Origin of the sequence: Arthrobacter sp. UYEF36, assembly GCF_040547025.1 — a bacterium.
Taxonomy (GTDB): Bacteria; Actinomycetota; Actinomycetes; order Actinomycetales; family Micrococcaceae; genus Arthrobacter.
The window spans coordinates 1-23,500 of record NZ_JBEPOX010000001.1; the positions used below are offsets into that span (position 1 = coordinate 1).

The window sequence follows — 23,500 nt, forward strand, 5'->3', positions numbered from 1 at the left end:
AGAACGTCCATCACGGCCTGAAACGCCCCACCGTCAACGGCTTTACCGGCCACCACCGAATGCCTCGGCATAGTCACGGGCTCGGCATAGGTCGATCACCACGAGCTCGGCGCGCAGGATCCGGGCCACGGCCCGGGTGACGCTGTCATCGGTGCGATGCGCGCGGATCAGGACGCCGAGGTCCTCGAGCCTGAACCACGCCACCCGCATCCCGGCTTCCACGGCCTGCTGGCCGAGGGCTTCGAGGAAGAACGTCTTGCCGGTGCCGGACGGACCGCAGACGACCAGGTTCTCCCGCCGGGTGATCCATTCCAGGGTCCGCAGCGCCTGCTGGGTCGGGGCCGGGATGGAGGACGCGGCCGGGTCCCAGGCATCGAAGGTTTTCCCGGTCGGGAAGCCCGCGGCCTTGCGGCGGGAGGCGAGCATGGACCGGGCCCGGCCGGCGGCTTCCTCGGTGAAGAGGGCCTTGATGACCTCGGCCGGTTCCCAGCGCTGCGCGCGGGCTGTCGCGATCAGGTCCGGAGCCAGCGCCCGGGCGTGAGGCATCTTCAGGGACCGCATCAGGGCCTCGAGGTCCGCCGGCAGCGGCGGGGCTCCGGTGTTGGTCGTCGTGACGGGGCTCATCGGGCGTCCTCCGGGGCGATGTTCTTGGCCGTGGTGTTCAAGGGTGGGGTTGCCGATCGCGGCCCACGCGCCGGTTCCCTGGGTCAGTGAGGTGGCTTCGTTGGCGGCGTGCGTGGTGGTGCGGCGGATGTTGGCGTTCAGGATGGAGGCGAGGTCCGGGTGCGCGAAACGGCCGTGCAGGGCCGCGTCGCCCAGGGCCCGGTCCACCTGGTCGGTGCCGGCGATTTTCGCCAGGGTCACGGCCTCGGCCATCTTCACGTTCATCCGTGCCGTCCCGGCCGCGGCGGCCTCGACCAGCCAGGTCCTGGCGCCGTCACCGATAGCCAGGAACGCGGCCTCATCCGCGCTGCGGGCCCTGACCTCGTAGTCGCCGGGGATCCGGGTCCTGGTTCCGGGGAAATGCTCATCGTTGATGGCGGGGCTGCCGGGCCGTGCCCGGTCGTGGCAGGCGACTTCGACCGGGCCGAGGCACCAGCGTGGACGATGATGACCTGTTCGCCGGGTCCCGTCCCGTGGGTTCGCACGAACACCCGGGCCCCGAGCAGGTGCGCCGGCACAGAGTATTGGGCGTTCTCGAACGTGACCATCGGGGTGTTCTCCGGGACGGTGCGGGCCAGCCCGAAGGCGACCGTGTGGGCGGTATCGGGGATCCGGTGCAGCCTGGGGGCTTCCTCCGCGAGCATGGCCGCCGGTCTGCGCCGGGTCCCCCGATGCTCACGGTTGTTGACCTCCTCCATGAACGCCGCGCAGGCAGCCTCGAGTTCGGCGAAGGTGCCGTACTCGTCGCGGAGGTTGGTGTCCTCGGGCACGATGTCGGCCTTGGCGAGTTTCACGGACGCTTCGACCCCGCCTTTGGTGGCAGGATCCGCCGGCTGGCAGGTCAGCACGGTGACACCGTAGTGCCGGGCGAAGTCCAAAGTCTGCTGGTTCCTGATCGGGACCCCGGCGACATGGGCGGTGGTGACGGTCTTCTCGTTGTCCGTCAGCACATACGTTGGTGCCCCGCCGAGGATCCGGAAGCACCGGTCCAGGGCAGCGAACACGCTTTGCGCGGTCCGGTCTTTGAGCGGGATCACGATGCGGAACCGGGAGAACGCCAGCCACGCCACGAACAGGATGGTCTTGACCCCGCCGATCCGGGGCCCGTCGCCGAAGTCGTACCGCAGCCACATCCCCGGCTCGGTGATCCAGGGCCGGTGCACGCGGGTATGGCCCCGCCGCCACGCCGCTTTGACCTGCGCGATCGCGCGGCGGGTGGATCGTTCCGAACCCGTATAACCCAGGGCGAGGAGCTTTTCGTGGGCTTTGTCCGCGCGGATCCGGCCCTTGGATCCTTCGATCCATTCCTCGATCTTGGGCAGAAACGCATCGGTGACCCGGCCGCGGGCTGCGGGTTCCCCGATCGGCCGGCCAGCATCCCTGGCAGCGACGTGTTTGGCAACGGTGTGGTGCGAGCAGCCCGTGAGCTCCGCGGTGGCGCGCAACGATCCGGTCAGATCGTAGGCAGCAAGAACTTCCATGATTTCTCCGTCAGACTTCATACAGGGCCTCTTCCTGGTTCGCTTTTGGTGCGCTTAGACACCGTCATCAAACCCCAGGGAGAGGCCCCCACCGCTTAAGACGCGGTCGGTTCAGTAAGGAAGTGGGCAGATCTCATGGCCACCGCCGGGCAGTTCTACTGGCCGTCAGTGGGCACTTTCCTGGCCGCCCATGGGCAGTTTTTCATGGCCGCTAACAGGTTGAGCAGACAGGCTTCGGTCAGCGGGGCACGGACCATCCACTAGGACACTGCAAACGCCGCACCAGTCTCGGAAACGGCCCGGCGTGAACTGGTGATCGCGTCAACGACGTGGTCCCGGCCCATGGACAGGGCACGGCGGCGGGCAAACATCGTCGTCTGGGGTCCCTCCGGGCGCCGCAGCGGAGGCAAGGAAAGTGCCGGGGGCAGGCGCGTTTGCCGCGTAGTCGGTGCCTAACAAGCAAGCTCCTCTGCACCGCATGCAGGTGGTGGGACGAGACCGATCTCCCCATAGTCACCTGCGTCATCACACGCCATGCCGAAGCCCAGTAACACCAGGATCCTGGGGTCAGATGCACCGCAACGCAGGCAATTACAATTCGGTAAATCCGGACTGCCGCTGTCCGGATGGCACTCTGACTACTTACCCCGCATCTCATGCACCCACGAACCTGGTATAACCACCACCACTGGTATAGGGCGGAGCCATTACTGGTTTCTGTACAGGACTGCAGTGCCAGGTCGATCGGGTACGACCTGGCGCAAGGCTGCCCTACACTTTCATGCTCGGAACGATGGAGACGGCTCAGCTACGCATTTCCGTCAGCGTTGCATTCTGGAGCGTGATCTCCTTCCGGGCTGTACCTGATGGTTGCGCCGGCAGTAGACATTGCCTTAATGCAACCACCGCACGCGACCAGCCCGTATTTCCCGCGGACCTACACGCATTATCCAACAAAGGCACGGTCGGTACATTCATTTCGGTGCGAGAAGCAAGTAGTTGCAGCATCATTCCGCAGAATTTCCAAGTACTCGCTACTGGTGTGCCCGATCCTCCATTCCGGATTAGATGAACTCGTCCGACAACTGGAGAGGCGATCGCGAGTCGTTTCTCCGGCCAGATGGGCGTGATTGAAAAGCTGGCAGTGCGTCTCAGCTACATTGCTGAGGCGCACAAGTGTATCGAATACTAATCGGAAGCCGAGGCGGTCATACGTGAAGTCCTTAGTTGGCGTTTTGGGAACGGCGTGGAGTGCCAAATTGAGACGGATTGTTGGCGCAGCGCACTCTGCTGACGCTGAGTTCAAAGAGCCGACCGCTGCGCTAGTGGATCGACCTTTCACACAACCAGCTGATAAATTCGAAGTGGATGCTGACTCGAGGCTTCCGCTCTGTAGCAGCCCGGATATCAAGCGGAGATCAATGCTCCGGATAAGTACTGCTGCCGCAATCGGTGCGGGCGCAGCCACTGTTCAGGCAGCGGCTCCAGCAGGTGCTGAACCGGTTCGACCAACAGCGTTAGTCAGGAGTTTAGCGGTGTCGTCGCCGCGGAGTTCGCCCTCGGGGCGCGGCGCAGTGATGCTGTCTATGGATGACGGATATCTGGCAATGGACACAGTCCGGAGAATGCTCGACGACCGGGGTCAGAGAGGCACATTCTTCATAACACCAGGACTGCTTAACGGCCCTTCGAAGATTGATGCTTCACATATCTCGGCGATGACAGAAAACGGTCATGAAGTTGGCGCGCATTCCCAAACCCATCCTAACTTTACGAAGATCACACAGTCGCAGCGCATCGCTGAACTCGAAACACCTAAGGTCTACTTGCAGAGCATTACGGGACTCCCAGTGGGCTCATTTGCCTACCCCTACGGTATCGATGGCAGGAATTCGACGACGGATCTGGAACTGTACCTTCGGTATGAGCGGGTATTCGATACTGCCCAATACAACCAGACAGCTCTTCAGGGCCGATACTCAAGGGCGCAAACCCTGATTCGGCGGACCTGCGTAGACGGAAGCAACCACAATCAATGCCTATCCATGATCCGAGAGGCTGCCGTGCGTCCCGTGATTGCTTCGCTTTTCTTTCACAACATCGATACACCGATTAATCCATCCATGACGCAACTAACCGAAATGTTGGATCTTGCCCAGACCTTGGGAGTTGAGCTGTGCACGGCGTCGGAGGCGTTCAGCTCGCATAGAATGATCGCGAACGCCGGGTTTGAAAGTAGCAGTGTTGATGCTTACCCCTGGAGATGGTTCAAGAGCGGTACGGGAGGTCTCTCTATAACGACAGAAGATCCCCCGCCTGGACTTCCCGGCACGCGATCGTTACACCTGCACACGTCGGACAGGTCGTATTCGCAAGTTGCACAAGCTATAGAGGTTGAGCCGGGTACGACTTACGTATTATCGTTCCGCGCGAGAGCCGTCTCCGGGCCGGCCTGGGGAACAAACTGCGCTTATGGGAGCGTCACTGCCCTGGACTACGCACAGGCGCCGATTTCAGGCTCACAAGTTCGTAGCGGACCCATAATGGCCACGAACACCAGCTGGGACAAATATAGAGCCGAATTCACCCCCTCCGCAGCGTGCACAAGAGTGCTTGTGGGCCTGACGATTGACGGCCCTTGGGGCGGCGGCAGGGTGGCTTTTGATCACGTTTGGTTCGGGCCAAGTTCAATGGCCGACTTAGGCTAGATACGGGTGAGCTCTCGTACTTTCGGCTCGTGGCTCAACTCGATCCCGAACCACGAGCTAGAGACATCATGTTTTCGACAAGGCCCATTACACGCTGCCCACATCTGGCCCACGTAAAGTGCTCTTCGTATCGCGTCCGGGCGGAGCGGCTCATCGTGGCGTAGATAGACTTATCTTTGATGATGGTCGAAATTGCGAGAGCATAATCTGCAGTGCTGGCGTCTTCTTCTAGGGTAAGGCCGGTCACGCCATGCTCGATGATTTCGGGCACGCCGCCAATTTTCGCTGCCACCGATGGCAGCGCGTAAGCAGCCGCCTCTTGGAAGACTATGCCGAAGGGCTCATTCCGGGTGGGTAACACAAAGATGTCTGCTTTGGTGTAAAGAGAATGTAATTTCTGAACATCAGTTGGCCGGTCCTTTCTTAGGCGGCCATGGTACGTGACGTGAGCCCGCAGCCATGTGTTGTCCGGTGGGTGCACACCAACTACGTCGAGATGAACATCGAGTCCTTGCGCTACGAGGTTGTCCGCGGCAGCGACGGCTCTGTCCATGCCCTTCCTGTGCCATTTGACGCCGACTGCCAGGAGCTGCGTCGGTCTGACCTGCGCGGATCCACGCGGAACTGCGAGGGGGTCTTCCAAATTGGACGCAAATGGAACGCAATGCGTATTCGTCAACCCGTAGCGGTTTATGGCATCGTTCTGTGCCCACTTTGAAGCCCAGAAGGTTCCGGCCAGAGAACCTAGGCACTTCGCTTCGATGTGCTGAGCCTGAGTCCGGGTTCGCGCCGAAAGATTGCTCCAGTGGGGGGCCAGATCGATTCGTTGGCCGATGGTGGCATCACCCCAATAGATCATTGGAATCTCGCTACGCGAATTTAGCGGGAACCACCCCATTAGAATAACGACGTCCGGGCGGATCCGATCAAGCTGTGCGTCGAGTGCGCGGGTGAACATCCGAAGGGCTAGCGGTTCTGTTTCCCAGTTCAATTTCCTGCCCAAACGGCCGCTGGCTCCGGAGACCTTGTTCAGCAGCTGATATGCCATCCGATAGAGCGGACCAATGCTAATGACTTCCGCCCCAGCCGACCTCAATCCTTGAACAAAATGAGCAGGCGTCCCTGACCAGACCGTCACGTCTTCTGGACTACCGGCCAGTGTGCAAACTGCAATCTTCATTGGAACTCCAGAATAGGTGGTTCGGACGAGTCGACATCCGCCGCTGATCCAAAATTCAGGCTTGCTAATTGCTCCCGCAAGAAGCAAAGGTCCAGCGACGCCGGAACGGTTGAACAACTCGGTGTCAACGGGAGCTGACATCTTCGGGAGGTCCGGAGTCCATACTTATTTCGAAAGTCTAGTCATTGCAGGCATGCTCCTGGCTCTGCCGGGAGGATTGTGACCCGTCTGATCCTAGACTTGAAGGATCCGTGAGATGGCATAGGCAGGCTACGCGCCAGCAGTTGCCTAAAGGGCGAGGCACGCTCGAACACTCGCACATCCGATTGCGACCCGACAGACGTCGGTCCGGGTCGTGGTCACTAACGCGATGTGGACGTCTGAGAGTATCTCGATGCCCCGGCCCCACGGCGTTACTGAGCGCTGATGGCCTGAAGGTATAGTGGGGGCGACCGACAGAGTATTGCAGGCGGGCCGCAGAGCGCCGAGGCCAGTGACGAAAACAGGGGGACCGGCTTTGGATTTACGAGACTACGCACGCATACTGCGCCGCAGTTGGAAGTTGATTCTTGCCACAACACTATTAGGGCTCATTACTGGCGGAGCCGTGTCGGTAGCAGTGAAGCCGACTTACACATCGCAGACTCAGCTTTTTGTTGCCATTCAGAATTCGGGCACGGTTCAAGAGCTTCAGCAGGGAAATACCTTCACGCAGTCGCGTGTTCAATCGTATGTTAAGACAACCGTTACGCCTGTAGTATTGCAGCCGACTATTGACAGCCTAGGCTTGAATATCAGCCCGGAAGAGCTGGCAACAAAGGTCAAAGCTGGCACCGACTTGAACACAGTTCTAATAAATATTGAGGTGTCTGATACGTCGCCCGTCCAGGCGGCTGCCATTGCTCAGAGTGTGGCCAGTAGCCTGATCAAGGCAGTAGACGCGCTGGAGGAACCCAAAGCCGGCGGGACTTCGCCGGTTAATTTGTCGGTGATAACGCCCGCTGTTGCCCCGACCTCGCCGTCCGCGCCAAATACGAAGTTAAACCTTGCGTTGGGGCTCCTTGTCGGTTTGGGGGCTGGCCTGGGTGTCGCAGTAGTCCGAGGTAGCTTCGATACGCGTATCCGCGGAGAGGCCGAACTGCGGAACGTCACAAACGCGCCTTTGCTGGGGGGAATCGCGTTCGAATCAGATGCGGTACGCAAACCGCTCATTACACAAGTGGGCCATCAGAGTCCAAGGGCGGAGTCCTACCGCACTCTGCGAACAAACCTTCGATTCGCTAACGTTTCAGTTCAGGCGAAGTCGTTTATCGTAACGTCCTCATTGCCGGGCGAAGGGAAAAGTACGACCGCGACCAACCTTGCGATAACGCTGGCTCAATCCGGACAATCAGTCTGCCTTGTCGACGCCGATTTACGACGCCCCATGGTTGGTGAATATCTTGGCCTTGAACGGGGGGCAGGCTTAACGACTGCCCTAGTAGGAGCAGCGGACGTTAACGACCTTCTCCAGCCTTGGGGGGAAGACAACCTTTACGTTTTGACTTCTGGTCAAGTTCCGCCCAATCCGAGCGAACTCCTTGGGTCCACGCCGATGCAAGATCTAGTCAAACGGTTGGAATCAGTGTTCGATACCGTAGTAATTGATGCTCCGCCGCTGCTTCCTGTGACTGATGCGGCTGTACTTGCCCAACATGTAGGGGGAGTCGTCATGGTGGTCGGGGTCCAGAAGGTGCGCCAGCCGGCACTCGAAAGGTCCATAGCTGCACTTGAGATGGTCGGTGCAAATCTTCTAGGAGTCGTCCTGAACCGCCTGCCCAACAAGGGACCTGATTCTTATTCATACAGCTACTACAGCCAGCAAGACAGCCTCGATGGTCAGAAATTCACGCCAGGATTGGTGAGCTCGCCGTCCTCGCATCTCCGTTTCAATAACCCGGAGCACCGCGGATCCCAACCCGACATTTTCGCCGATTCCTTGAATGCTGTCCATCCAGTGTCTGAGGCCGAGGTACGAGATGCGAGGTTGCGTGAAGCCCGCAAGTTTCCAATCTCAGGCGCGGTCACCGACTGATGTAACCTCGGCATTGAGTGACTTCTGACAACCCTGCTTTGATATCGTTTGCCCTTTTCACTGTTGGAAATTAACGGAGTGGTTGACCTAACCTCTCGTGCGGCGAACGCGGACTATAAAGGACTTTCAGTGTCATTAAGCATGGCTTCTTTTCGGGGAAACGTACTTGGTTTGCTAGCGGGACAGTTGACGCGTCTTGCACTCCAAGCCGGATACTTTGTTATCTTGGCGAGAATGTTGGGCGCTACGGGGTATGGAGCGTTCGCGGCCGCAATTGCACTTTGCGCGCTGGTAACTCCGTTCACTAGCCTCGGCGCGAACACGCTCATGCTGAAGAACGTTTCGCGAGACGCGACCTCCGCAGCCCGCGAATGGAAGAAGGCTCTCGCCTACACAGTTATGGGCGGTCTACTCTTAGCGGCTGTCCTGACGTTGTTGGCACATCTCATCGCTCCGCCCGAGCTGTCTCGACTTTCGATCTTCCAAATCGCAATAGCTGAGCTGATTGGTTTGAAATTGGTGGAGCTGACGGGTGCCGTGTGGCAGGGCCTGGGGCAAAGCCGACCTTTGATCGTATGGCCCACACTGTTGAACCTGATTCGACTAGTTGCTGCTGGTGCGACATTCTTCTGGGTGGGTGAGTCTTCGCTTGAACTTTGGGCCACTATTTACACGGCTTCCACCCTCCCTCTCGGCCTGTTAGTGGCTATGCGCACCACTTCCAAGCTTGGCTACACAAAAGGGGGGATGCGCCTACGAGGGCGAGACGTCAAGGAAGGACTCCTCTTTTCTGTTGCGATGTCATCCCAGAATGTTTACAACGACATAGACAAAGCAATGCTCGCGCGAATCGACTCAGTAGGTGCAGCCGGTGTCTATTCAGCGGCATTCAGGATTATTGACATGGCGTACGCCCCAATTAGGTCAATCTCGGCTGCCGCGTATCCCCTCTATTTTCGCGAAGGTGAGGGAGGATTGGCCGCCGCTCTTCAGTTGACGCGCAAAATCACCGCTCCGGTACTGATCGTCGGAAGTCTCGCTGCAATTGGCGCGTTTGTAACCGCGCCGGTTGCACCACTTATTTTAGGGGCCGACTACGAAAGCGCAATCGATGTCATCAGGCTGTTGGCTCCGTTGATTCTTCTTCGAGGGTTAACATTCCTTGCAGCCGACACTCTCACCGGGTGCGGACGACAAGGCTTCCGGACCGGTACCCAGATTGCCGTTGCGGTAGCCAATATATGCATGAATCTGATTCTCATCCCGTCTCTCGGGATTATTGGCGCCGTTGTGGCTACTCTTTTTTGCGAATTTCTCCTGGCATCAATTTTGTGGATCTATATCTACGTTGCCCGCAAGCGGACTGGCGGAGATGTGCACTCAAAGTTGGCTTCTGAACAGTTTCTGGGAGGCAAGGGATAGTTCTTCTACCGTAAATTTCGGATCAAGACTCCCGGTCCAGCTATATCCAATCCATTAGCGCGTATCCAAGTCCTCAAACACGAGAAACGTCTGCGTGTCCAGCACCCCCGGCATGGACTGTAGCTGGTCGAAGATCACCCTGCGCAGGTCGATGTTGTCCACGGCGCGCACCAGCAGGATGACATCGAAGTCCCCGCCCACCAGGGCGATGTGGTGCACTTCCGGGATGGCACGCAGCAGCTCCCGGAGTTCCCGCCAGGAATGCTGCCGGACCTTAAGGGTCACGTAGGCCGAGGACTTCAGGCCGGCCTTGATCGGATCCACCAAGGCCGTGAACTTGGTCAGAACCCCCTCGCCGGTCAGCCGGGCAATCCGCGTGTACGCGTGGGCGCGCGAGATGTGGACATTCTCCGCGACCTGCGTGACGGACATCCGGCCGTCCCGGGTCAGCTCCGCGATGATGTTCCGGTCCACACCATCCAGCGGCACCGCCGCCTGGTCCGCCTCGTCCTCTGCCATTCGTCCACCACCCCTGCCGGTAATGCAGCTCACACTTACGATTCGTCTTCCAGAGTAGGCCAATATTCTGGACTTCTCCACGATTCCCGCCGGAGCTGGATACGAAACATCGCCCGGGGCCATACTTGGAACGATTAGTGGCTACAGAAGGACGGACCAATGACGATCTCCGCAGACCACACTGCGCAGCACCCGGCGCCCGAGGACCAGATGCCTGGTGCCGCGGGACCCGGCACTGCTCCGGAAGACGCCGCCAGCGAGGCGGTGCGCAAATTCGGCATCACTGTCGAGGACTACATGCTGCCCGCCCGGCACCAGATCCAGATGGTCGGCCCGGACGGCACCCTGAACCCCCACACCGAACAGGGCACCCAGCCCGGCCACGAATACTCCCTCCCCGGCGACGAGGAACTGCTGGCCGCCTACGAGCAGCTGGTCGTCGGACGCCGCGTCAATGACCAGAACTCCGCACTGGTCCGGCAGGGCCGCATGGCCGTCTACCCGTCCAGCCACGGCCAGGAGGCCTGCCAGGTCGCCGCCGCCCTGTGCCTGTCCGACGGCGACTGGATGTTCCCCACCTACCGCGACTCCGTGGCCGTGATGGCCCGCGGCGTCGACCCGGTCCAGACCATGACGCTGTTCCGCGGCGACTGGCACGGCGGCTACGACCCGTCCCAGCACAAGGTCGGCATCCAGTGCACCCCGCTGACCACCCAGCTGCTGCACGGCGTCGGCGTGGCCCACGCCGCCAAGCTGCGCGGCGAGGACACCGTGGTCCTGGCCATGTGCGGCGACGGCGCCACGAGTGAAGGCGACTTCCATGAGGCGCTGAACTTCGCTGCGGTGTTCCACCTGCCGGTGGTGTTTTTCGTCCAGAATAACCAGTACGCGATCTCCGTGCCGCTGGCGCACCAGTCCGTCGCGCCGTCGCTCGCCCACAAGGCCGTGGGCTACGGCATGGCCGGCGAACGCGTGGACGGCAACGACGTCGTCGCTCTCCTCGCCGTGCTGGGCCGCGCCGTCCGGCTCGCCCGGGAGGGCTCCGGCCCGCTGCTCGTGGAGGCGCACACCTACCGCATGCAGGCCCACACCAATGCCGACGACGCCACCCGGTACCGCCAGGACAGCGAAGTCGCCGAGTGGGTGGCAAAGGACCCGCTGAGCCGGATGAAGACCTACCTGACGGACCGCGGACTGCTCGACGACGACCGCGCCGCCGGGATCGCCGAGAAGGCCGAAGCCATCGCCACCCAGCTCCGCGAGGGCCTCAGCGAGGAAGTCCCGGTGGAACCGCAGGATCTTTTCAAGTACGTCTTCTCCACCCCCACCCCACAGCTGAACGAACAGTCCGCCATGCTCGCCGACGAACTCGCCCGCGACGCCGAATCGAAGACGGAGGCCGCGAAATGAGCCCCACCATCACCACCTCATCCGAGGCGAACGGCAACGTCAGCGCCGCCACCGCCCGCGCCGCCGCCGCGGCCGCAACTGCTGCTGAGCAAAAAGCAGCACAGGCCGGCCCGCAGACCATCACCCTCGCCAAGGCCCTGAACACCGCCATGGTTGACTCCATGCACGCGGACCCCTCGGTCCTGGTCTTCGGTGAGGACGTCGGCATGCTCGGCGGCGTCTTCCGGATCACCGACGGGCTCACCAAGACCTTCGGACAGAGCCGCTGCTTCGACACCCCGCTGGCCGAGTCCGGCATCGTCGGCATGGCCGTGGGCATGGCGATGAACGGTATGCGCCCGGTCATCGAGATGCAGTTTGACGCCTTCGCCTACCCGGCCTTCGAACAGATCGTCAGCCACGTCGCCAAGATGCACAACCGCACCAAGGGCACGGTCAAGCTGCCCATGGTCATCCGTGTGCCCTACGCCGGCGGGATCGGGGGAGTGGAGCACCACTGCGATTCCTCCGAGGCCTACTACGCCCACACTGCCGGCCTGAAGGTTTTCACTCCGGCCACCGTTGCCGACGGGTACCGGATGCTCCGCGAGGCCATCGACTCCGACGACCCGGTGATGTTCATGGAGCCCAAGAAGCTCTACTGGTCCAAGGACCAGGTGGACCTGGACGCCCTGCGCGCCGAACACACTGAGAACGCCGAACGCGGGACTTCCTCCGAAGGCCGCGCGGCCGTCGCCCGCCCCGGCACCGACGCGACCCTGATCGCCTACGGGCCATCGGTCCCGACGGCGCTCGCCGCGGCAGCCGCGGCCGCCGAGGAGGGACGCTCGCTCGAAGTGATCGACGTCCGCTCGATCGTGCCGTTCGACGACGAAACGGTCTGCGCCTCGGTCCGCAAGACCGGCCGCGCCGTGGTCATCGCCGAGGCCCACGGTTTCGCCTCCGTGTCCTCCGAGATCGTCGCCCGGGTCCAGGAACGCTGTTTCCACCACCTGGCCGCCCCGATCCGCCGGGTCACCGGCTTTGACGTCCCGTACCCGGCGCCGAAACTCGAGCACTACTACCTGCCCGGCGTGGACCGCATCCTCGACGCCGTTGACGACCTCCAGTGGGAAGACTGACCATGAGCGAACCGAAAGTATTCCTCCTCCCGGACCTCGGCGAGGGCCTCACCGAAGCCGAACTCGTGAACTGGCTCGTGGCCGTGGGCGACGAAATCCGCGTCGACCAGCCCATTGCCGAGGTCGAAACCGCCAAGTCCATGGTCGAGGTGCCTTCCCCATACGCCGGCACCGTCGCGGTGCTGCACGGCGAGCCCGGCCAGACCCTCGACGTCGGCAAGCCGCTGATCTCCGTGACGCCGATCGGTGCGGCGGCTGGGCCCCCTAAGGCAGCGGCGGCCGAGCCGGCCGACACCGCTGACGTTGCCGCGGAGGTTTACCGCGAGGAAGAAAAGGCCGGGTCCGGAAATGTCCTGATCGGGTACGGCACTCCCGGCGGGCACGGGGTTGCCCGCAGGACACGTCCCCGGAAGTCCTCGGCCGGGACCGCGGTGGTCGAGCCGGTGGCCCCGGTGCCCGCGGCCGAGAAGGCTGCCGATGACCTGCTGCTGATGCGGACCCGGGTGCCCGGTAAGCTCGGGGCCGTTATTTCCCCGCTGGTCCGGCGGATGGCCCGCGACCACGGGGTCGACCTGGGCGAACTCCAAGGCTCGGGGGCCAGCGGGCTCATCATGCGCCGCGACGTCGAGGCTGTCATCAAACCCCCCGTGGTTGAGCGTCCGGAGGCTGAGCCGGTCGAAAGCACGCCTGCGGCTCCGGTTCCGACCACCGGTGACACCGACACCCGCACCGGACTGGGCATCACCGGCAGGACCGCCGTCCGCGGCGTCCGGAAGGCCGTCGCGGCGAACATGGCGCGCAGCCGCTCCGAGATCCCGGAAGCCACGGTCTGGGTGGACGTGGACGCCACCGCGCTCGTGGAGATGCGCGCCGCGTTGAAGAAATCGGACCCGCACCACACTCCGGGTTTGCTCGCGTTCATCGCGCGCTTCGTCACCGCTGGGCTGAAGAAGTTCCCGGAACTGAACACCCGAATCGTCACCACCGAAGATACCGCCGGTGGAACATCCCAGGAGATTGTGGCCTTCGACGGCGTCAACCTCGGCTTCGCGGCGCAGACCGACCGCGGCCTGATGGTGCCGTCGGTGCGCAATGCGGACAAACTCAGTGCCCGCGAACTGGACGCCGAAATCCGGCGGCTCACCGCCGTCGTCCGCGACGGCAAGGCCAGCCCCGCGGAACTGGGCAGCGGCACCTTCACGCTGAACAACTACGGCGTGTTCGGGGTGGACGGCTCCGCCGCGATCATCAACCACCCCGAGGTCGGGATCCTGGGCGTCGGGCGCATCATCGACAAGCCCTGGGTCGTTAACGGCGAGCTCGCGGTCCGCAAGGTCACCGAGCTGACGCTGACCTTCGACCACCGCGTCTGCGACGGCGGCACCGCTGGCGGTTTCCTCCGCTATGTGGCCGACGCGATTGAGAACCCGGGCTCGGCGTTGGCTGATATGTGAGACACGAGAAGTCGGCCTCGCGCCGAGCCTTGGCGTGATGGTGACTGACGGGGGAGTAATCAAGCAGTCCACGGTGGCTCTCATGTCATTTGAATACGAATGTCGATGGGGGTTGGCGGACGTCGCGGCCACGAGACCTGTCACGGCCGCGCCGGGGCACTTATCCGGTCTTATTGGCCCCTTATAATGGGGGCAGTCTCGCGTCAAAATCTCTGGGGGAACGACCATGTCAACTGCCGCTGCGGCGCGCCGCCCGAACCTTGCCAGCCTCACCGGCTTCCGTTTCTTCGCGGCGCTGCTGGTCGTCCTCTATCACGCATGGAAGATTCTCGACCCGAACGGATGGCTGGTTCCGGTTGCCGGGTTCGGACACACAGCGGTGGCGTTCTTCTTCATCCTGTCAGGGTTCCTGCTGACGTGGTCTTGGCGGCCAGGGAACTCCGTACGCAGCTTCTACCAGCGACGCTTCGCCAGGATTTGGCCGGCGCACGCCCTCACCACGGCAATAGCCGTTCCGGTCCTGCTTCTCACGGGCGGAACCATCATGTGGTCGGCGCTCCCGCTGGTCCTGACCCTAACGCAAGCGTGGCTCCCGGGTGATACCCGGTTTGCGTTCAATCTTGTATCGTGGTCGCTGGCCTGCGAGGCCTTCTTCTACCTGATGTTCCCCGCACTAATTTTGTGGATCGAAAAGCGGGGGCGGCTAGTGACTCTGGCGCTGGGCATTTTCGCGGCCATGGTCATTGGTGGTGGAACTGTCGCCATTGCGGCACGCGGGCAGGGGCTCCACTTCCTGCTGTACACGATGCCCGCCTACCGGATCGGGGAGTTCATTATCGGGATGTGTCTGGCCCTGGCCCTGCGCCGTGGATGGCGGCCGGCTTTCCGGGTTGGGCATGCAGTCGCGCTCACTGTGGGGTCCTATGCCGGGCTGATGCTCGTCGTGTTCCTGGCGGGCGGTAGCCCGGTCGACGTCCCCGAGTTCATCCCCGACCTCCTGATGATCCCGGCGTTCGCGGCCCTCATAGCTGCCTCCGCCCATGCGGACGCATCGGGTGCGCGCCAGAGCTTCATAGGTTCCCTGCCCATGGTCAAGCTTGGGCAGTGGTCGTTCGCGCTGTACCTAGTGCACTTCATGCTATTCAAGCTCGCTGAGCCGATGGTCGATGGAATGGCACCCGCGCTGGCCGGGGTATCGACTGTTGTCCTGATCGCCATCGCAGTGGGGCTCTCCGCAGCACTCTACGAATTCTTCGAGCGTCCCCTTGAAATCCGACTCCGCGGCCGGTCCCGGCCCCGTAGGGACGCCGTCCTCGAACCAGCACCGTGACCTATACTTCACGCATGGGGGCTCTTCCGATTGACCGTTTACGGCTTGGCTGGTTTCGACTCGTCCACGGCGTACCGGCTGGTGACGCCGCGCCGTGCCGGCGTCTACTGCGACGACGACTGCTCCCGACTGGACTTCGAGCGCATCGCTTAGAGCGGCATGTGCTCGAAGTTGTCGAACTCGGACGGCACGCCAAGGTTTGTCCATGCGCCCTGACGGGTGCCGGTGTTGCTGGCATCGGTGATGTCAGCGAACTGCACGCCGTTGATGCTCGCCTTGATGTTGACCCGTTGAGGATGACGCTGACGACGTCGTCGGCTGTCGGGGTGATCCCGGAGGAGGTGACAAGCGTAGTGTAAGCAACCGCGGTCGTCCGCTTGGCGGGCAGGTAGTTGCCGCTGCTGCGGTAGATCAGGTAGCCGGTGGAGTTGTCCGCCGACACACGGAACGCGAGGCCGGAGCTGGTCGGGTTGGACGACCGCGTGATCTTGACCGTGCCGTTTGCCTGCCCGGTGTTGACGAGGCAGTCGTTGGGTGCGATGCCGCCGGCGGCACTGGTGGAGACGAGCTTGTTGAGAACAATGTTCCAGTACGTCGGGTTGGCGGTGGTCCACGCCTGCCCACCGGTTTCGGCGTTCCCCAGGTTTGCACTGTCTCCCCGGCTGAACGTGTCCGCAGAGTAGGGCTGCACGGGCGGGGTGTAGGTGATGAGGGTGCGTCCGGCGATGGCGCGGGCAATGTTGGTCGCCCACTGGTCGTATCCGGTGTCGTTCGGGTGGATGCCGTCAGTGAGGTTCTGCGGTTCACCCTGGAAGGCGGCGAACAAGTCCACAACCTGCACACCAAGCTCGGCCATTGCGGCTTTCACAAGCGTGTTAGCCTGACCCTGTTCGGTGACGGACTGGGCACTGTAAGGTGCGCCGAATGTCTGCCAGAAGATCGGCGCGGACGTGCCCACGATCGGGGTTGCCCCGAACATGCGAACCATGGACACGGCGGCGCGCATGTTTTCCACGGTGTGGTCCGGGGTGATGGCGAGGTCGTCGCGGGTGTCGTTGATCGACGTTTCGATGAAGACGTAGGCGGGTCGGTGGGTTTCCATTTGCCCCTGGAGCCTCACGTACATTTGCCCCGACGTGTTGCCGTTTACGCCTGCCGGGACGGATGTGATGGTGAGGCTTTGCAGGAGTGCGCTGGTCTTCGCCGCGAGCAGGGTTGCGTAACCCTTCGCTACGGTGGTTGCCCCGGTGGCGTTGGCGATTGACGTACCCAGGACGAGTACCTTGCCGAACGATCCGGCTACTATCCCTGCGGTTGAGCCCTTCGGCTCAAAGGTGGCAGAAAGTGCCGCAAGGACGCGTTTTGCCGCAAAATAACCACCGCCGCGCTTTCGTCGGGTGAGTAGGTTTAATGGGGTCCGAGAAAGAGATTATTGAGGACAACCACTGAGCGCTGGTGGCAAGCCTGCGCCGGGATTGTTGACCCAGAAATCAGGAACATGGCCGTCCGCAACAGCACCGAGCTTAGGCTCCCATCCGTTAACTACGTGTGGGATGTGAGCCGCCGGTGGCTTGCTGCGCTACGGCCTGCACGTTCCAGACACGTAGGACGGTGTACTGGTGGAAGACCAGAATGAGGCGAACACCGCGCAGGAGGAAAGGGCTCCCTCGGGGTGCCCGCTTCCAGCTTCCGGCCAGCTCCCGCGGGTACAATCGAGGGCAGAACATCGCACCAACGACGCCGGGAAAAAAATGCCGGAATACGGAGATTCTTAATGTCACGATGGCTCGAGATTGGCCCGGACAACTACGTCCTGACCACCCAAGGTTCCCTGCTCAACACCGGGCTTGTGATCGGCTCCGAACGCGCGCTGGTGATCGATACCGGCAGCGGACCCCGGCAGGGCCGCGAGATCCTTGAGGCCGTGCGGGAAAGGACCCGGTTGCCGCTTGTGGTGGTCAACACCCACGCCCACTATGACCACTTTTTTGGCAACGCGGTGTTCGCCGAGGCCGGAGTGACCGAGTTCTGGGCGCACGAGAACTGCGCCGCAGAGATCGAGGAGAACGGCGACAGCCAGCGCCGCTCCGTCGGGGCCGATGAGCCGGAGATGGCAGCCGGCGAGGGCGGCAACGTGGAACTGGTGGTCCCGAACGCCGTCGTTAAGGACCAGCCTGTCCTGCTGGACCTCGGCGGCCAGGCCGTCACGCTCTTCTACCTGGGCCACGGGCACACCGACGGCGACCTCCTCGTGGGCACCGCCACGACCCTGTACACCGGCGATCTGGTGGAGCAGGGCTCGCATCCGTCCTTCGAGGATTCATATCCCGAACAGTGGGCGGACGTCCTTCGGCATGTCTCGGCCCTCCGCCACCGGTACGAATTCCTGATTCCCGGGCACGGCGAGCCCTGCAGCGACCAGTTCGTTAAGACCATGGCCAACACGATGACCACGGCGGTGCGTCAGGCCACCCAGGCGACACGGGAGACCCCGGATGACGCCACCAAGGCCATCCCGATCCTGCCCTATGGGCCGGAGCAGTCCCGTTGGTTCATCAAGCGCCTGCAGGAGACTCGGGCGCACCACTGAGCCGCGGAGGACTTGGGCGCGTCGCATGGACAACGAGGGTAACCCGTGAGTAACCTCGTGGAGTATCCGCAACCGGGGTCCAAACCCGCTAGCGCTCAGCTCGCCCGGGGGATGGGGATCCCAAGGCGCGTCAACGATGACGCTGTTCCCAGGAGGTCTCACCTGTGACTCTGCCCGGCTATATGTTCGCCCTGTGCATTTTGTTGGGAAGCCTGGTGCTTCTCTCCGCGGTTTTCTACGTGATTCTTCGCCTCCAACGCGCACGGCAAGCTTCCGTCCTTCAACGACAGGTACCCTAGTTGTGCCTTACATCGACATCAACCCCCACCGCAACCGCCCCAAGTGGTGGGCGTATGTGGGCCTTGCGCTCCTCGCGCTGGTAACAGTGATCGTCGTCGTTTTGGCCCTGACACCCCGCTAGCAGCAGTGGCGCTAAGCCCGGCACAGCAACCGCGTAGACCACTGGGCACCCACGTGGCTTGGCCGAAAAAACTTGGGTAGCGGGTACGCGTGTGAAAAGCGTTTCCGCTTCATACGCTCAGCCTAAGTCCGGAACTGCCCGGGGTTTCCGCCGGGTTCGGGGTGTCTGCCACCGCATCTTGGAGAGTGCAGCCACCTTGAAGTTTTGAGTTCGGCGCAAGGCCAGGACCGGTTGGCTCTGGTCATGAAGCGGGCTGATGCAGATGGTTCCGAACGAGTACGATTTCCGGGGCAACCGCAGGACGACGCAAGTCGCCAAATCACTGATCACCGCGGGGTCTTTGCTGCTCGCCTGCGTTCTGGCGGCCTCCCTTGCGCCTCAACCGCCTGCCGGCGTTTCTACCACAGCCCGCCAGAGCCTTGCAGCTTCGGACACGTCGTCGCCGGCTGTTCAGGAGTCATCGTCCGAGCCCCCTGCCATCCCGGTTTCAGCTGCTGTGCCTCCACCAGCCGCTCCCTTTGAGGCAGGCGGCGGGGTGGCTGAGCCGTCACGGGCAGCTCCTCCGGAGGCGCCCGGAGTCGATGCAGATTCCAACCGGTACCTCGTGGTTGCCGGAGACACTGTCGGCGCCATCGCGTCACGGTTCGGCGTCAACGTCTACGACATGCTGGCAGCCAACGGGCTGGGCGCTTACAGCCTCATCTACCCGGGCCAGACACTGAAACTGTCGGGTCCCCCCGTTCCCGTTCCCGTTCCCGTTCCCGTGCCGGCCCTTGCCGCCCCGGTTCCCGCCGCCCCGGCGTTAACCGCGGCGGTCGCTCCAGCTGTGCGCACCGTTTTCGTGGCGGGCGCGGGCGGCCAGGCCATGGTGGACCGGTGCATCGGCCCCATCCACTTCACGCCCACTGATGCCTATTCGCTGTTCATCACCGAACACGACTTCTGCGGAGGGTGGGCGCGATTCTCGGGGGTCGGCGTCGGCGAAACCGTGGTCATCTCCGGCTACGGCACTTACACCGCGACCGGCCGCGGGCAGGTTGCCCAGGGGGCTACAACCAACGCCGTCTCTGCCGTCTTCGGGGGCTTCCCCCGGGCGATTCTGCAGACCTGCATTCCCGGCACGAACCGGATGCTGCTGATAGCGCTGAACTAGCCGGATCGATACGTGCGAAGGCTTGCCTGTCCGCGTGCCAATGCGTCTGCGCCTAGAATTGCGGTTGAACCAATTCAAACGAGCACCGCAGCGGTCTGCGCTGTGAGTCCCAGGGGGGACCAACATGCCCGATCCGGTGAACAACGACACTGCCTACACTACCGAGGAGGCAGAACAGCCCGAACTCCGGCGGCGGCGTGACCGCCGACGCGGCGATGACTCCGACCCCCGGACAGGAACCATGCCTACCATCACGCCCGACGATGTCGACAGCCCGCCGGCGCGTACAGTCCGCAGCGGCTCCTGGGCCGAGGCGGCCGCCGCGGCCGACGCACCTGCGGCGCCTAGCCGTGCTCCGCAGGACAGCGCTCCCATCACGTCGGTTTCACTGGATGCATCTACCGACAACTCGGGCGTGCTTCCTCCATCGAGGGCGGCCGTGCCCGCCGCGCCCGAGACCGCGCCGTCTGTGCCGCCGATGCCGGTCCGGTCCAGCCGGTCTGAAAGCCGCGCAGCAGCCCTCGCCGCCCCCGCCCCAGACTTCATCAGCTCGCCCGGGCTCTTTGTCCGCGAACAGAAACCCCGCCCGGTCGGAGGTTTCCGCGGCGCCCTCTACAAGATGACCGGCGGCGGTCTGAACTTGGGACCCAGCGCCCGGCAGCGCGAGGAAGACGAACTCGCCCGGCGCATCTCCCGCCAGCTTCAGGGCAGTTACAACACCGCAGTGCTGAGCCTTAAGGGCGGCATCGGCAAGACGTCCACGACGGTAGGCGTCGGACTGACCCTGGCAGAGTTCCGCGGCGACCCGCCCTGCGCGATCGACGCGAACCCGGACTCCGGCGACCTAGTGGAGCGCGCACTCGGCGAGGGCATCTACCAGCAGCAGAGCCCCCGCACCATCACGGACCTGCTCAAGAATGTCGACTCCATCGATTCGCTCACCGCGCTGGCCCGGTACATGCACCATGCCGGCCGGTTGCACCTGATTGCCGGGGAACAGGATCCTGAGGTCTCGGATTCGCTGACTGCCGAGGAATATCTGCGGATCCGCAAGCTCATCTCCGGCTACTACTCGGTGGCCCTCACCGACTGCGGCACCGGCGTCACGCATAACGCCATGAGCGGCATCCTGCAGTCCGCGGACAACCTCATCATCGCGGCGGGCTATGCCGTCAGCGGCGCCAAGCGTGCCCGTAGCACGCTGCAGTGGCTCGCCAGCCACGGCTACGAGGAACTGGCTCGCAAAGCGATCGTGGTCATCACCGACAAGGACGAGGTGTCCTCGCGGGTGGACAAGGACGCGATCGAGGACCACTTGGCCGGGATCTGCCGCCAGCTGATTGCCGTGCCGCACGACCGGGGCGTGGCCGACGGTGACCTGGTTACCCTGGATGTGCTGCGTCCGGATACCCGTCGCGCTTACCGGGAGATCGCCGCCGCGATCGTGGACGGGTACGTCTAGGGCGGACCGCTATCGGCCGCGTGACGCTCGGATCTTCCAGGCTGCTGCTGGAAGGCTGACCAGTATGCGGCGCCAACGGGCAATGTAGGCCCTGGAGAGCCCCGAGAGGGATTCGTCCATATGAAGGTCCTCGTGGCGTAAGGTCTGCCGCGATGGGAAGACCGTTTGAGTGAGCAAACGCGGTTTGGCTCGCCAGGGACTTTCCAGGAGAGCGACTAGGTGGGCCGTCCCGGTTCCTTGAACGGAAGTGCGGTGCCGCCACTCCTCGCTGACAGTTCCCTGCCGGTCCGGCAGATCTGCTATGCCCAGGTCGCTAAGGAGAGGTTTCAGCGCCGCCGTCGCCTGCAGCTCGACGCTGAGATCCACGATGTCCCGGTGCTTGGAGGCATCCACCCACTGGAGCAGCCCTGAGTACTCACGTTGATGGCGTGCATCGTCCATGGCCCGAAGACTGTGCAGCGCCTGGAAAATCACCGCTGCAGGGATGGAAGGAACGGGCACGCTCCTGGTCGCCATGACCAGGAGTTGTCTGTCGCGCCAGAGCGTGTAGAACGCGCCGTCTGGTGGGGCTTCCATCCCGGGGAATCTGTCATGCACATCGATATCACAGTTCCATTGCGGATGGTACAGAGTCCTGGAGTGCGAGTAACGGCGGACGACTGACACGCCGGACGGCCGTTCGAGCCAGCCCCGTCCGCCCAGCAGTTCCACCATTTTGTCCAGGTCATCCGGGCGGACCAGGACATCCACGTCCGCAGAGACATGGTTCTCGCGCAGCCCCATCATAGTGGCCCCGGGACCTTTGATGAACAGCGCTTGGAGCCCGGCGGATGCCGCCACGTAGTCCACGAGGGCCGTGGCCAGGAGGACGGCTTCCTCCTGGTGCAGGGTCTCTGCAGCGGCCATCAGCTGACCGCCGTGCCGCGGGACGACAGGGTAATCATTCCGCTGTTGCTCAGACTGCGGATCAGGTCCATCACGTCCCCGTTGATCGCGGCGGCATCAGTTCCGTAGTCGCGGGCAAGGTCCTCGATGAGCTCGGCCTCGGTTCTGGTCCCGTCCAGCCCGTTCCAGACGGACGCGGCCGTACCCACCAGAATGACCGGCACGTCCTGCTGCAGGTGCAGGACGGCGACGCGGCCGCCGTCGGGACTTTGGACGCAGGCAACGCAGTCACTGACGCGCCACACCTGTTCCGTCATGAGACCTCCACCGGTACCAGAGGAGCCGCAGATCATCACGCGGGGCCCTCTCAAAGCTTCATGCTACCGCGCAGCACGCACGTTGTTTCGCGGCCGGGACCGGCTAAGGTTTAGGAATGACCAACAACCTCGGGGATGAAGCCGCCCTGCAACTGCAGGACCTCCTGATGGGGACGGAAAACGTCGAGGACTTCCTCGGCCGCCTCGCTGAATTCGCGGCGTCCACGCTGAGCAACGCCGCCGGCGCTGAAATCGAATGCGGCGTGACGCTGCAGCGCCGGAAGAAGACTGCCACCGTGGCCGGAAGCAGCCCCCGAGCCGTCGTCCTGGACCGCATCGAGCAAAGCCTCGGTGAAGGCCCGTGTATCGAGGCCCTGCGGACTCGCTCCGTGGTCCTGCTGGCGGACGTCCACACCGACCCGCGCTGGCCCGCGTACCAGCGGGAGCTCGCCGCCCAGGGCGTCCGCAGCACCCTCGGCGTTCCCCTGGAAATCGGCAAGGACGCGGCCGCGGCCCTGAACTTCTTCGGCGCCAAGACCGATATGTTCACCGAGGACATCATTGCCGAAGCCTCCGGATTCGCCGACCTCGCGGAACGTTCCCTCCGCCTGGCCGTCCGGATCGGGACCGCCCAGTCCCGGGCCGAGGACCTGAAGGCCGCCATGGAGCACCGCACCTCGATCGACCTGGCCTGCGGCGTGGTGATGGCCCAGAACCGCTGCTCCCAGGAGGAAGCCATGGGCATCCTCACCCGGGTGTCCAGCAACCGGAACCAGAAGCTCCGCGACGTCGCCGCGGACGTGCTCCGGAACCTCACCGCAGCGGAAGTCCGCACGCACTTCGACGCCTGAGCGGCCTGGCGCGTCCAGCCGGATCGGCTTTTCATCGGCGCCGACGGGGTCGGCTTCGTCGCCAAGGTTGCGGGCGCCGCCCTGTCTCCGGCGGAGCCGACCTGGCCCGGACGCGGAGCCTTCCGCTGGAGCCGTCCTAATAAACGAAGCAAGTAGTCGGTGAGACGAAGACAGGTACTCACCACTCTGTCCCCGCGTATTCCCAATCTTGCACGCTTGGTCGCGTGGGTGACATACCTGCGCAGCCGGGGAAGGCTGTGACGCTGAGTCTGGGGAGATCAAAATGAGCACTAGCAACGACATGTATGCACGTGAGGAACTGGGTTCCTCGCGGCGACGGGCTTGGCGATTGGCGCAACTTTCTGGGCTGGCTGTCCTCGCTGCCATAACGTTCACGGTTGTTTACCTCGCTCTAACCCGTCAGTTCTAGGTCCGACAACTCGGGTGATCCAGCCCCAG

17 protein-coding genes and 1 pseudogene are annotated in these 23,500 nt (G+C 63.0%); 11 read left to right on the forward strand and 7 right to left on the reverse strand.

What is annotated here, in order from left to right:
- Positions 1–42: 42 nt before the first annotated feature.
- Both ABIB29_RS00005 and istA read right to left on the reverse strand, forming a co-directional pair.
- Complete coding sequence (locus tag ABIB29_RS00005) at positions 43–624, reverse strand: ATP-binding protein (protein WP_354170234.1); 582 nt, start codon at positions 622–624, stop codon at positions 43–45.
- Positions 625–660: 36 nt separating this feature from the next.
- Positions 661–2,165, reverse strand: a pseudogene (gene istA, locus ABIB29_RS00010) (IS21 family transposase); the annotation flags it as partial.
- 1,400 nt (positions 2,166–3,565) lie between these two features.
- On the opposite strand from istA, the gene ABIB29_RS00015 reads away from it, so the two are divergent.
- The gene (locus tag ABIB29_RS00015; RefSeq protein WP_354170235.1) at positions 3,566–4,852 is read left to right on the forward strand and encodes a polysaccharide deacetylase family protein; all 1,287 of its coding nucleotides are present in this window, start codon (positions 3,566–3,568) and stop codon (positions 4,850–4,852) included.
- A 34-nt stretch (positions 4,853–4,886) separates the two neighbouring features.
- Here ABIB29_RS00015 and ABIB29_RS00020 read toward each other — a convergent pair whose 3' ends face one another.
- Complete coding sequence (locus ABIB29_RS00020) at positions 4,887–6,032, reverse strand: glycosyltransferase family 4 protein (RefSeq protein WP_354168842.1); 1,146 nt, start codon at positions 6,030–6,032, stop codon at positions 4,887–4,889.
- Between the two features lie 517 nt (positions 6,033–6,549).
- Here ABIB29_RS00020 and ABIB29_RS00025 point away from each other — a divergent pair.
- Together ABIB29_RS00025 and ABIB29_RS00030 are read left to right on the forward strand one after the other, a co-directional pair.
- On the forward strand, positions 6,550–8,106 hold the full coding sequence (locus ABIB29_RS00025; protein WP_354168845.1) for a tyrosine-protein kinase domain-containing protein: 1,557 nt from the start codon (positions 6,550–6,552) through the stop codon (positions 8,104–8,106).
- 141 nt (positions 8,107–8,247) lie between these two features.
- A complete protein-coding gene (locus tag ABIB29_RS00030) occupies positions 8,248–9,528 on the forward strand; it encodes an oligosaccharide flippase family protein (protein ID WP_354170237.1) in 1,281 nt (426 codons plus the stop codon).
- A 54-nt stretch (positions 9,529–9,582) separates the two neighbouring features.
- On the opposite strand, the gene ABIB29_RS00035 is transcribed toward ABIB29_RS00030, so the two are convergent.
- Entirely contained in the window at positions 9,583–10,047 is a 465-nt protein-coding gene (locus ABIB29_RS00035) for an Lrp/AsnC family transcriptional regulator (protein WP_354168848.1), read from the reverse strand.
- A 159-nt stretch (positions 10,048–10,206) separates the two neighbouring features.
- Between ABIB29_RS00035 and pdhA the strand changes: the two genes are divergently transcribed.
- From pdhA to ABIB29_RS00055, 4 genes are all read left to right on the forward strand, one after another.
- Complete coding sequence (gene pdhA, locus ABIB29_RS00040; RefSeq protein ID WP_354168851.1) at positions 10,207–11,457, forward strand: pyruvate dehydrogenase (acetyl-transferring) E1 component subunit alpha; 1,251 nt, start codon at positions 10,207–10,209, stop codon at positions 11,455–11,457.
- A complete protein-coding gene (locus ABIB29_RS00045; protein ID WP_354168853.1) occupies positions 11,454–12,578 on the forward strand; it encodes an alpha-ketoacid dehydrogenase subunit beta in 1,125 nt (374 codons plus the stop codon). The genes pdhA and ABIB29_RS00045 overlap by 4 nt, the downstream gene beginning before the upstream one ends.
- Before the next feature lie 2 nt (positions 12,579–12,580).
- Complete coding sequence (locus ABIB29_RS00050) at positions 12,581–14,032, forward strand: dihydrolipoamide acetyltransferase family protein (protein ID WP_354168856.1); 1,452 nt, start codon at positions 12,581–12,583, stop codon at positions 14,030–14,032.
- 226 nt (positions 14,033–14,258) lie between these two features.
- Positions 14,259–15,362 (forward strand): acyltransferase family protein, encoded by a 1,104-nt coding sequence (locus ABIB29_RS00055; RefSeq protein WP_354168859.1) that lies wholly within the window; start codon positions 14,259–14,261, stop codon positions 15,360–15,362.
- Position 15,363: 1 nt separating this feature from the next.
- Here the strand turns inward: ABIB29_RS00055 and ABIB29_RS00060 are convergent, their stop codons facing one another.
- A complete protein-coding gene (locus ABIB29_RS00060; RefSeq protein ID WP_354170239.1) occupies positions 15,364–16,668 on the reverse strand; it encodes an SGNH/GDSL hydrolase family protein in 1,305 nt (434 codons plus the stop codon).
- A 468-nt stretch (positions 16,669–17,136) separates the two neighbouring features.
- Between ABIB29_RS00060 and ABIB29_RS00065 the strand changes: the two genes are divergently transcribed.
- From ABIB29_RS00065 to ABIB29_RS00075, 3 genes are all read left to right on the forward strand, one after another.
- Entirely contained in the window at positions 17,137–17,952 is an 816-nt protein-coding gene (locus tag ABIB29_RS00065; RefSeq protein WP_354168862.1) for an MBL fold metallo-hydrolase, read from the forward strand.
- A gap of 956 nt (positions 17,953–18,908) precedes the next feature.
- Positions 18,909–19,526: a LysM peptidoglycan-binding domain-containing protein gene (locus ABIB29_RS00070; protein WP_502915524.1), complete on the forward strand. Its 618-nt coding sequence runs from the start codon at positions 18,909–18,911 to the stop codon at positions 19,524–19,526.
- 241 nt (positions 19,527–19,767) lie between these two features.
- Positions 19,768–20,988, forward strand: coding sequence for a MinD/ParA family ATP-binding protein (locus ABIB29_RS00075; RefSeq protein ID WP_502915525.1), 1,221 nt, complete (start codon positions 19,768–19,770; stop codon positions 20,986–20,988).
- 9 nt (positions 20,989–20,997) lie between these two features.
- Here the strand turns inward: ABIB29_RS00075 and ABIB29_RS00080 are convergent, their stop codons facing one another.
- The gene (locus ABIB29_RS00080) at positions 20,998–21,894 is read right to left on the reverse strand and encodes a nucleotidyltransferase family protein (protein WP_354168871.1); all 897 of its coding nucleotides are present in this window, start codon (positions 21,892–21,894) and stop codon (positions 20,998–21,000) included.
- Positions 21,894–22,190: a PqqD family protein gene (locus tag ABIB29_RS00085; protein ID WP_354168874.1), complete on the reverse strand. Its 297-nt coding sequence runs from the start codon at positions 22,188–22,190 to the stop codon at positions 21,894–21,896. The genes ABIB29_RS00080 and ABIB29_RS00085 overlap by 1 nt, the downstream gene beginning before the upstream one ends.
- 116 nt (positions 22,191–22,306) lie before the next feature.
- Here ABIB29_RS00085 and ABIB29_RS00090 point away from each other — a divergent pair, with 116 nt between their 5' ends.
- The gene (locus ABIB29_RS00090) at positions 22,307–23,041 is read left to right on the forward strand and encodes a GAF and ANTAR domain-containing protein (RefSeq protein ID WP_354168877.1); all 735 of its coding nucleotides are present in this window, start codon (positions 22,307–22,309) and stop codon (positions 23,039–23,041) included.
- Positions 23,042–23,500: the final 459 nt, after the last annotated feature.

What these genes read in the sequence shown, in the direction of transcription:
- ABIB29_RS00020 (WP_354168842.1), bottom strand. Translation starts at nt 6,032, where the DNA reads ATGAAGATTGCAGTTTGCACACTGGCCGGTAGTCCAGAAGACGTGACG.
- ABIB29_RS00090 (WP_354168877.1), top strand. Translation starts at nt 22,307, where the DNA reads ATGACCAACAACCTCGGGGATGAAGCCGCCCTGCAACTGCAGGACCTC.
- ABIB29_RS00080 (WP_354168871.1), bottom strand. Translation starts at nt 21,894, where the DNA reads ATGGCCGCTGCAGAGACCCTGCACCAGGAGGAAGCCGTCCTCCTGGCC.
- ABIB29_RS00055 (WP_354168859.1), top strand. Translation starts at nt 14,259, where the DNA reads ATGTCAACTGCCGCTGCGGCGCGCCGCCCGAACCTTGCCAGCCTCACC.
- ABIB29_RS00005 (WP_354170234.1), bottom strand. Translation starts at nt 624, where the DNA reads ATGAGCCCCGTCACGACGACCAACACCGGAGCCCCGCCGCTGCCGGCG.
- ABIB29_RS00045 (WP_354168853.1), top strand. Translation starts at nt 11,454, where the DNA reads ATGAGCCCCACCATCACCACCTCATCCGAGGCGAACGGCAACGTCAGC.
- ABIB29_RS00075 (WP_502915525.1), top strand. Translation starts at nt 19,768, where the DNA reads ATGCCTACCATCACGCCCGACGATGTCGACAGCCCGCCGGCGCGTACA.
- ABIB29_RS00030 (WP_354170237.1), top strand. Translation starts at nt 8,248, where the DNA reads ATGGCTTCTTTTCGGGGAAACGTACTTGGTTTGCTAGCGGGACAGTTG.
- pdhA (WP_354168851.1), top strand. Translation starts at nt 10,207, where the DNA reads ATGACGATCTCCGCAGACCACACTGCGCAGCACCCGGCGCCCGAGGAC.
- ABIB29_RS00065 (WP_354168862.1), top strand. Translation starts at nt 17,137, where the DNA reads ATGTCACGATGGCTCGAGATTGGCCCGGACAACTACGTCCTGACCACC.
- ABIB29_RS00015 (WP_354170235.1), top strand. Translation starts at nt 3,566, where the DNA reads ATGCTCCGGATAAGTACTGCTGCCGCAATCGGTGCGGGCGCAGCCACT.
- ABIB29_RS00035 (WP_354168848.1), bottom strand. Translation starts at nt 10,047, where the DNA reads ATGGCAGAGGACGAGGCGGACCAGGCGGCGGTGCCGCTGGATGGTGTG.
- ABIB29_RS00050 (WP_354168856.1), top strand. Translation starts at nt 12,581, where the DNA reads ATGAGCGAACCGAAAGTATTCCTCCTCCCGGACCTCGGCGAGGGCCTC.
- ABIB29_RS00085 (WP_354168874.1), bottom strand. Translation starts at nt 22,190, where the DNA reads ATGACGGAACAGGTGTGGCGCGTCAGTGACTGCGTTGCCTGCGTCCAA.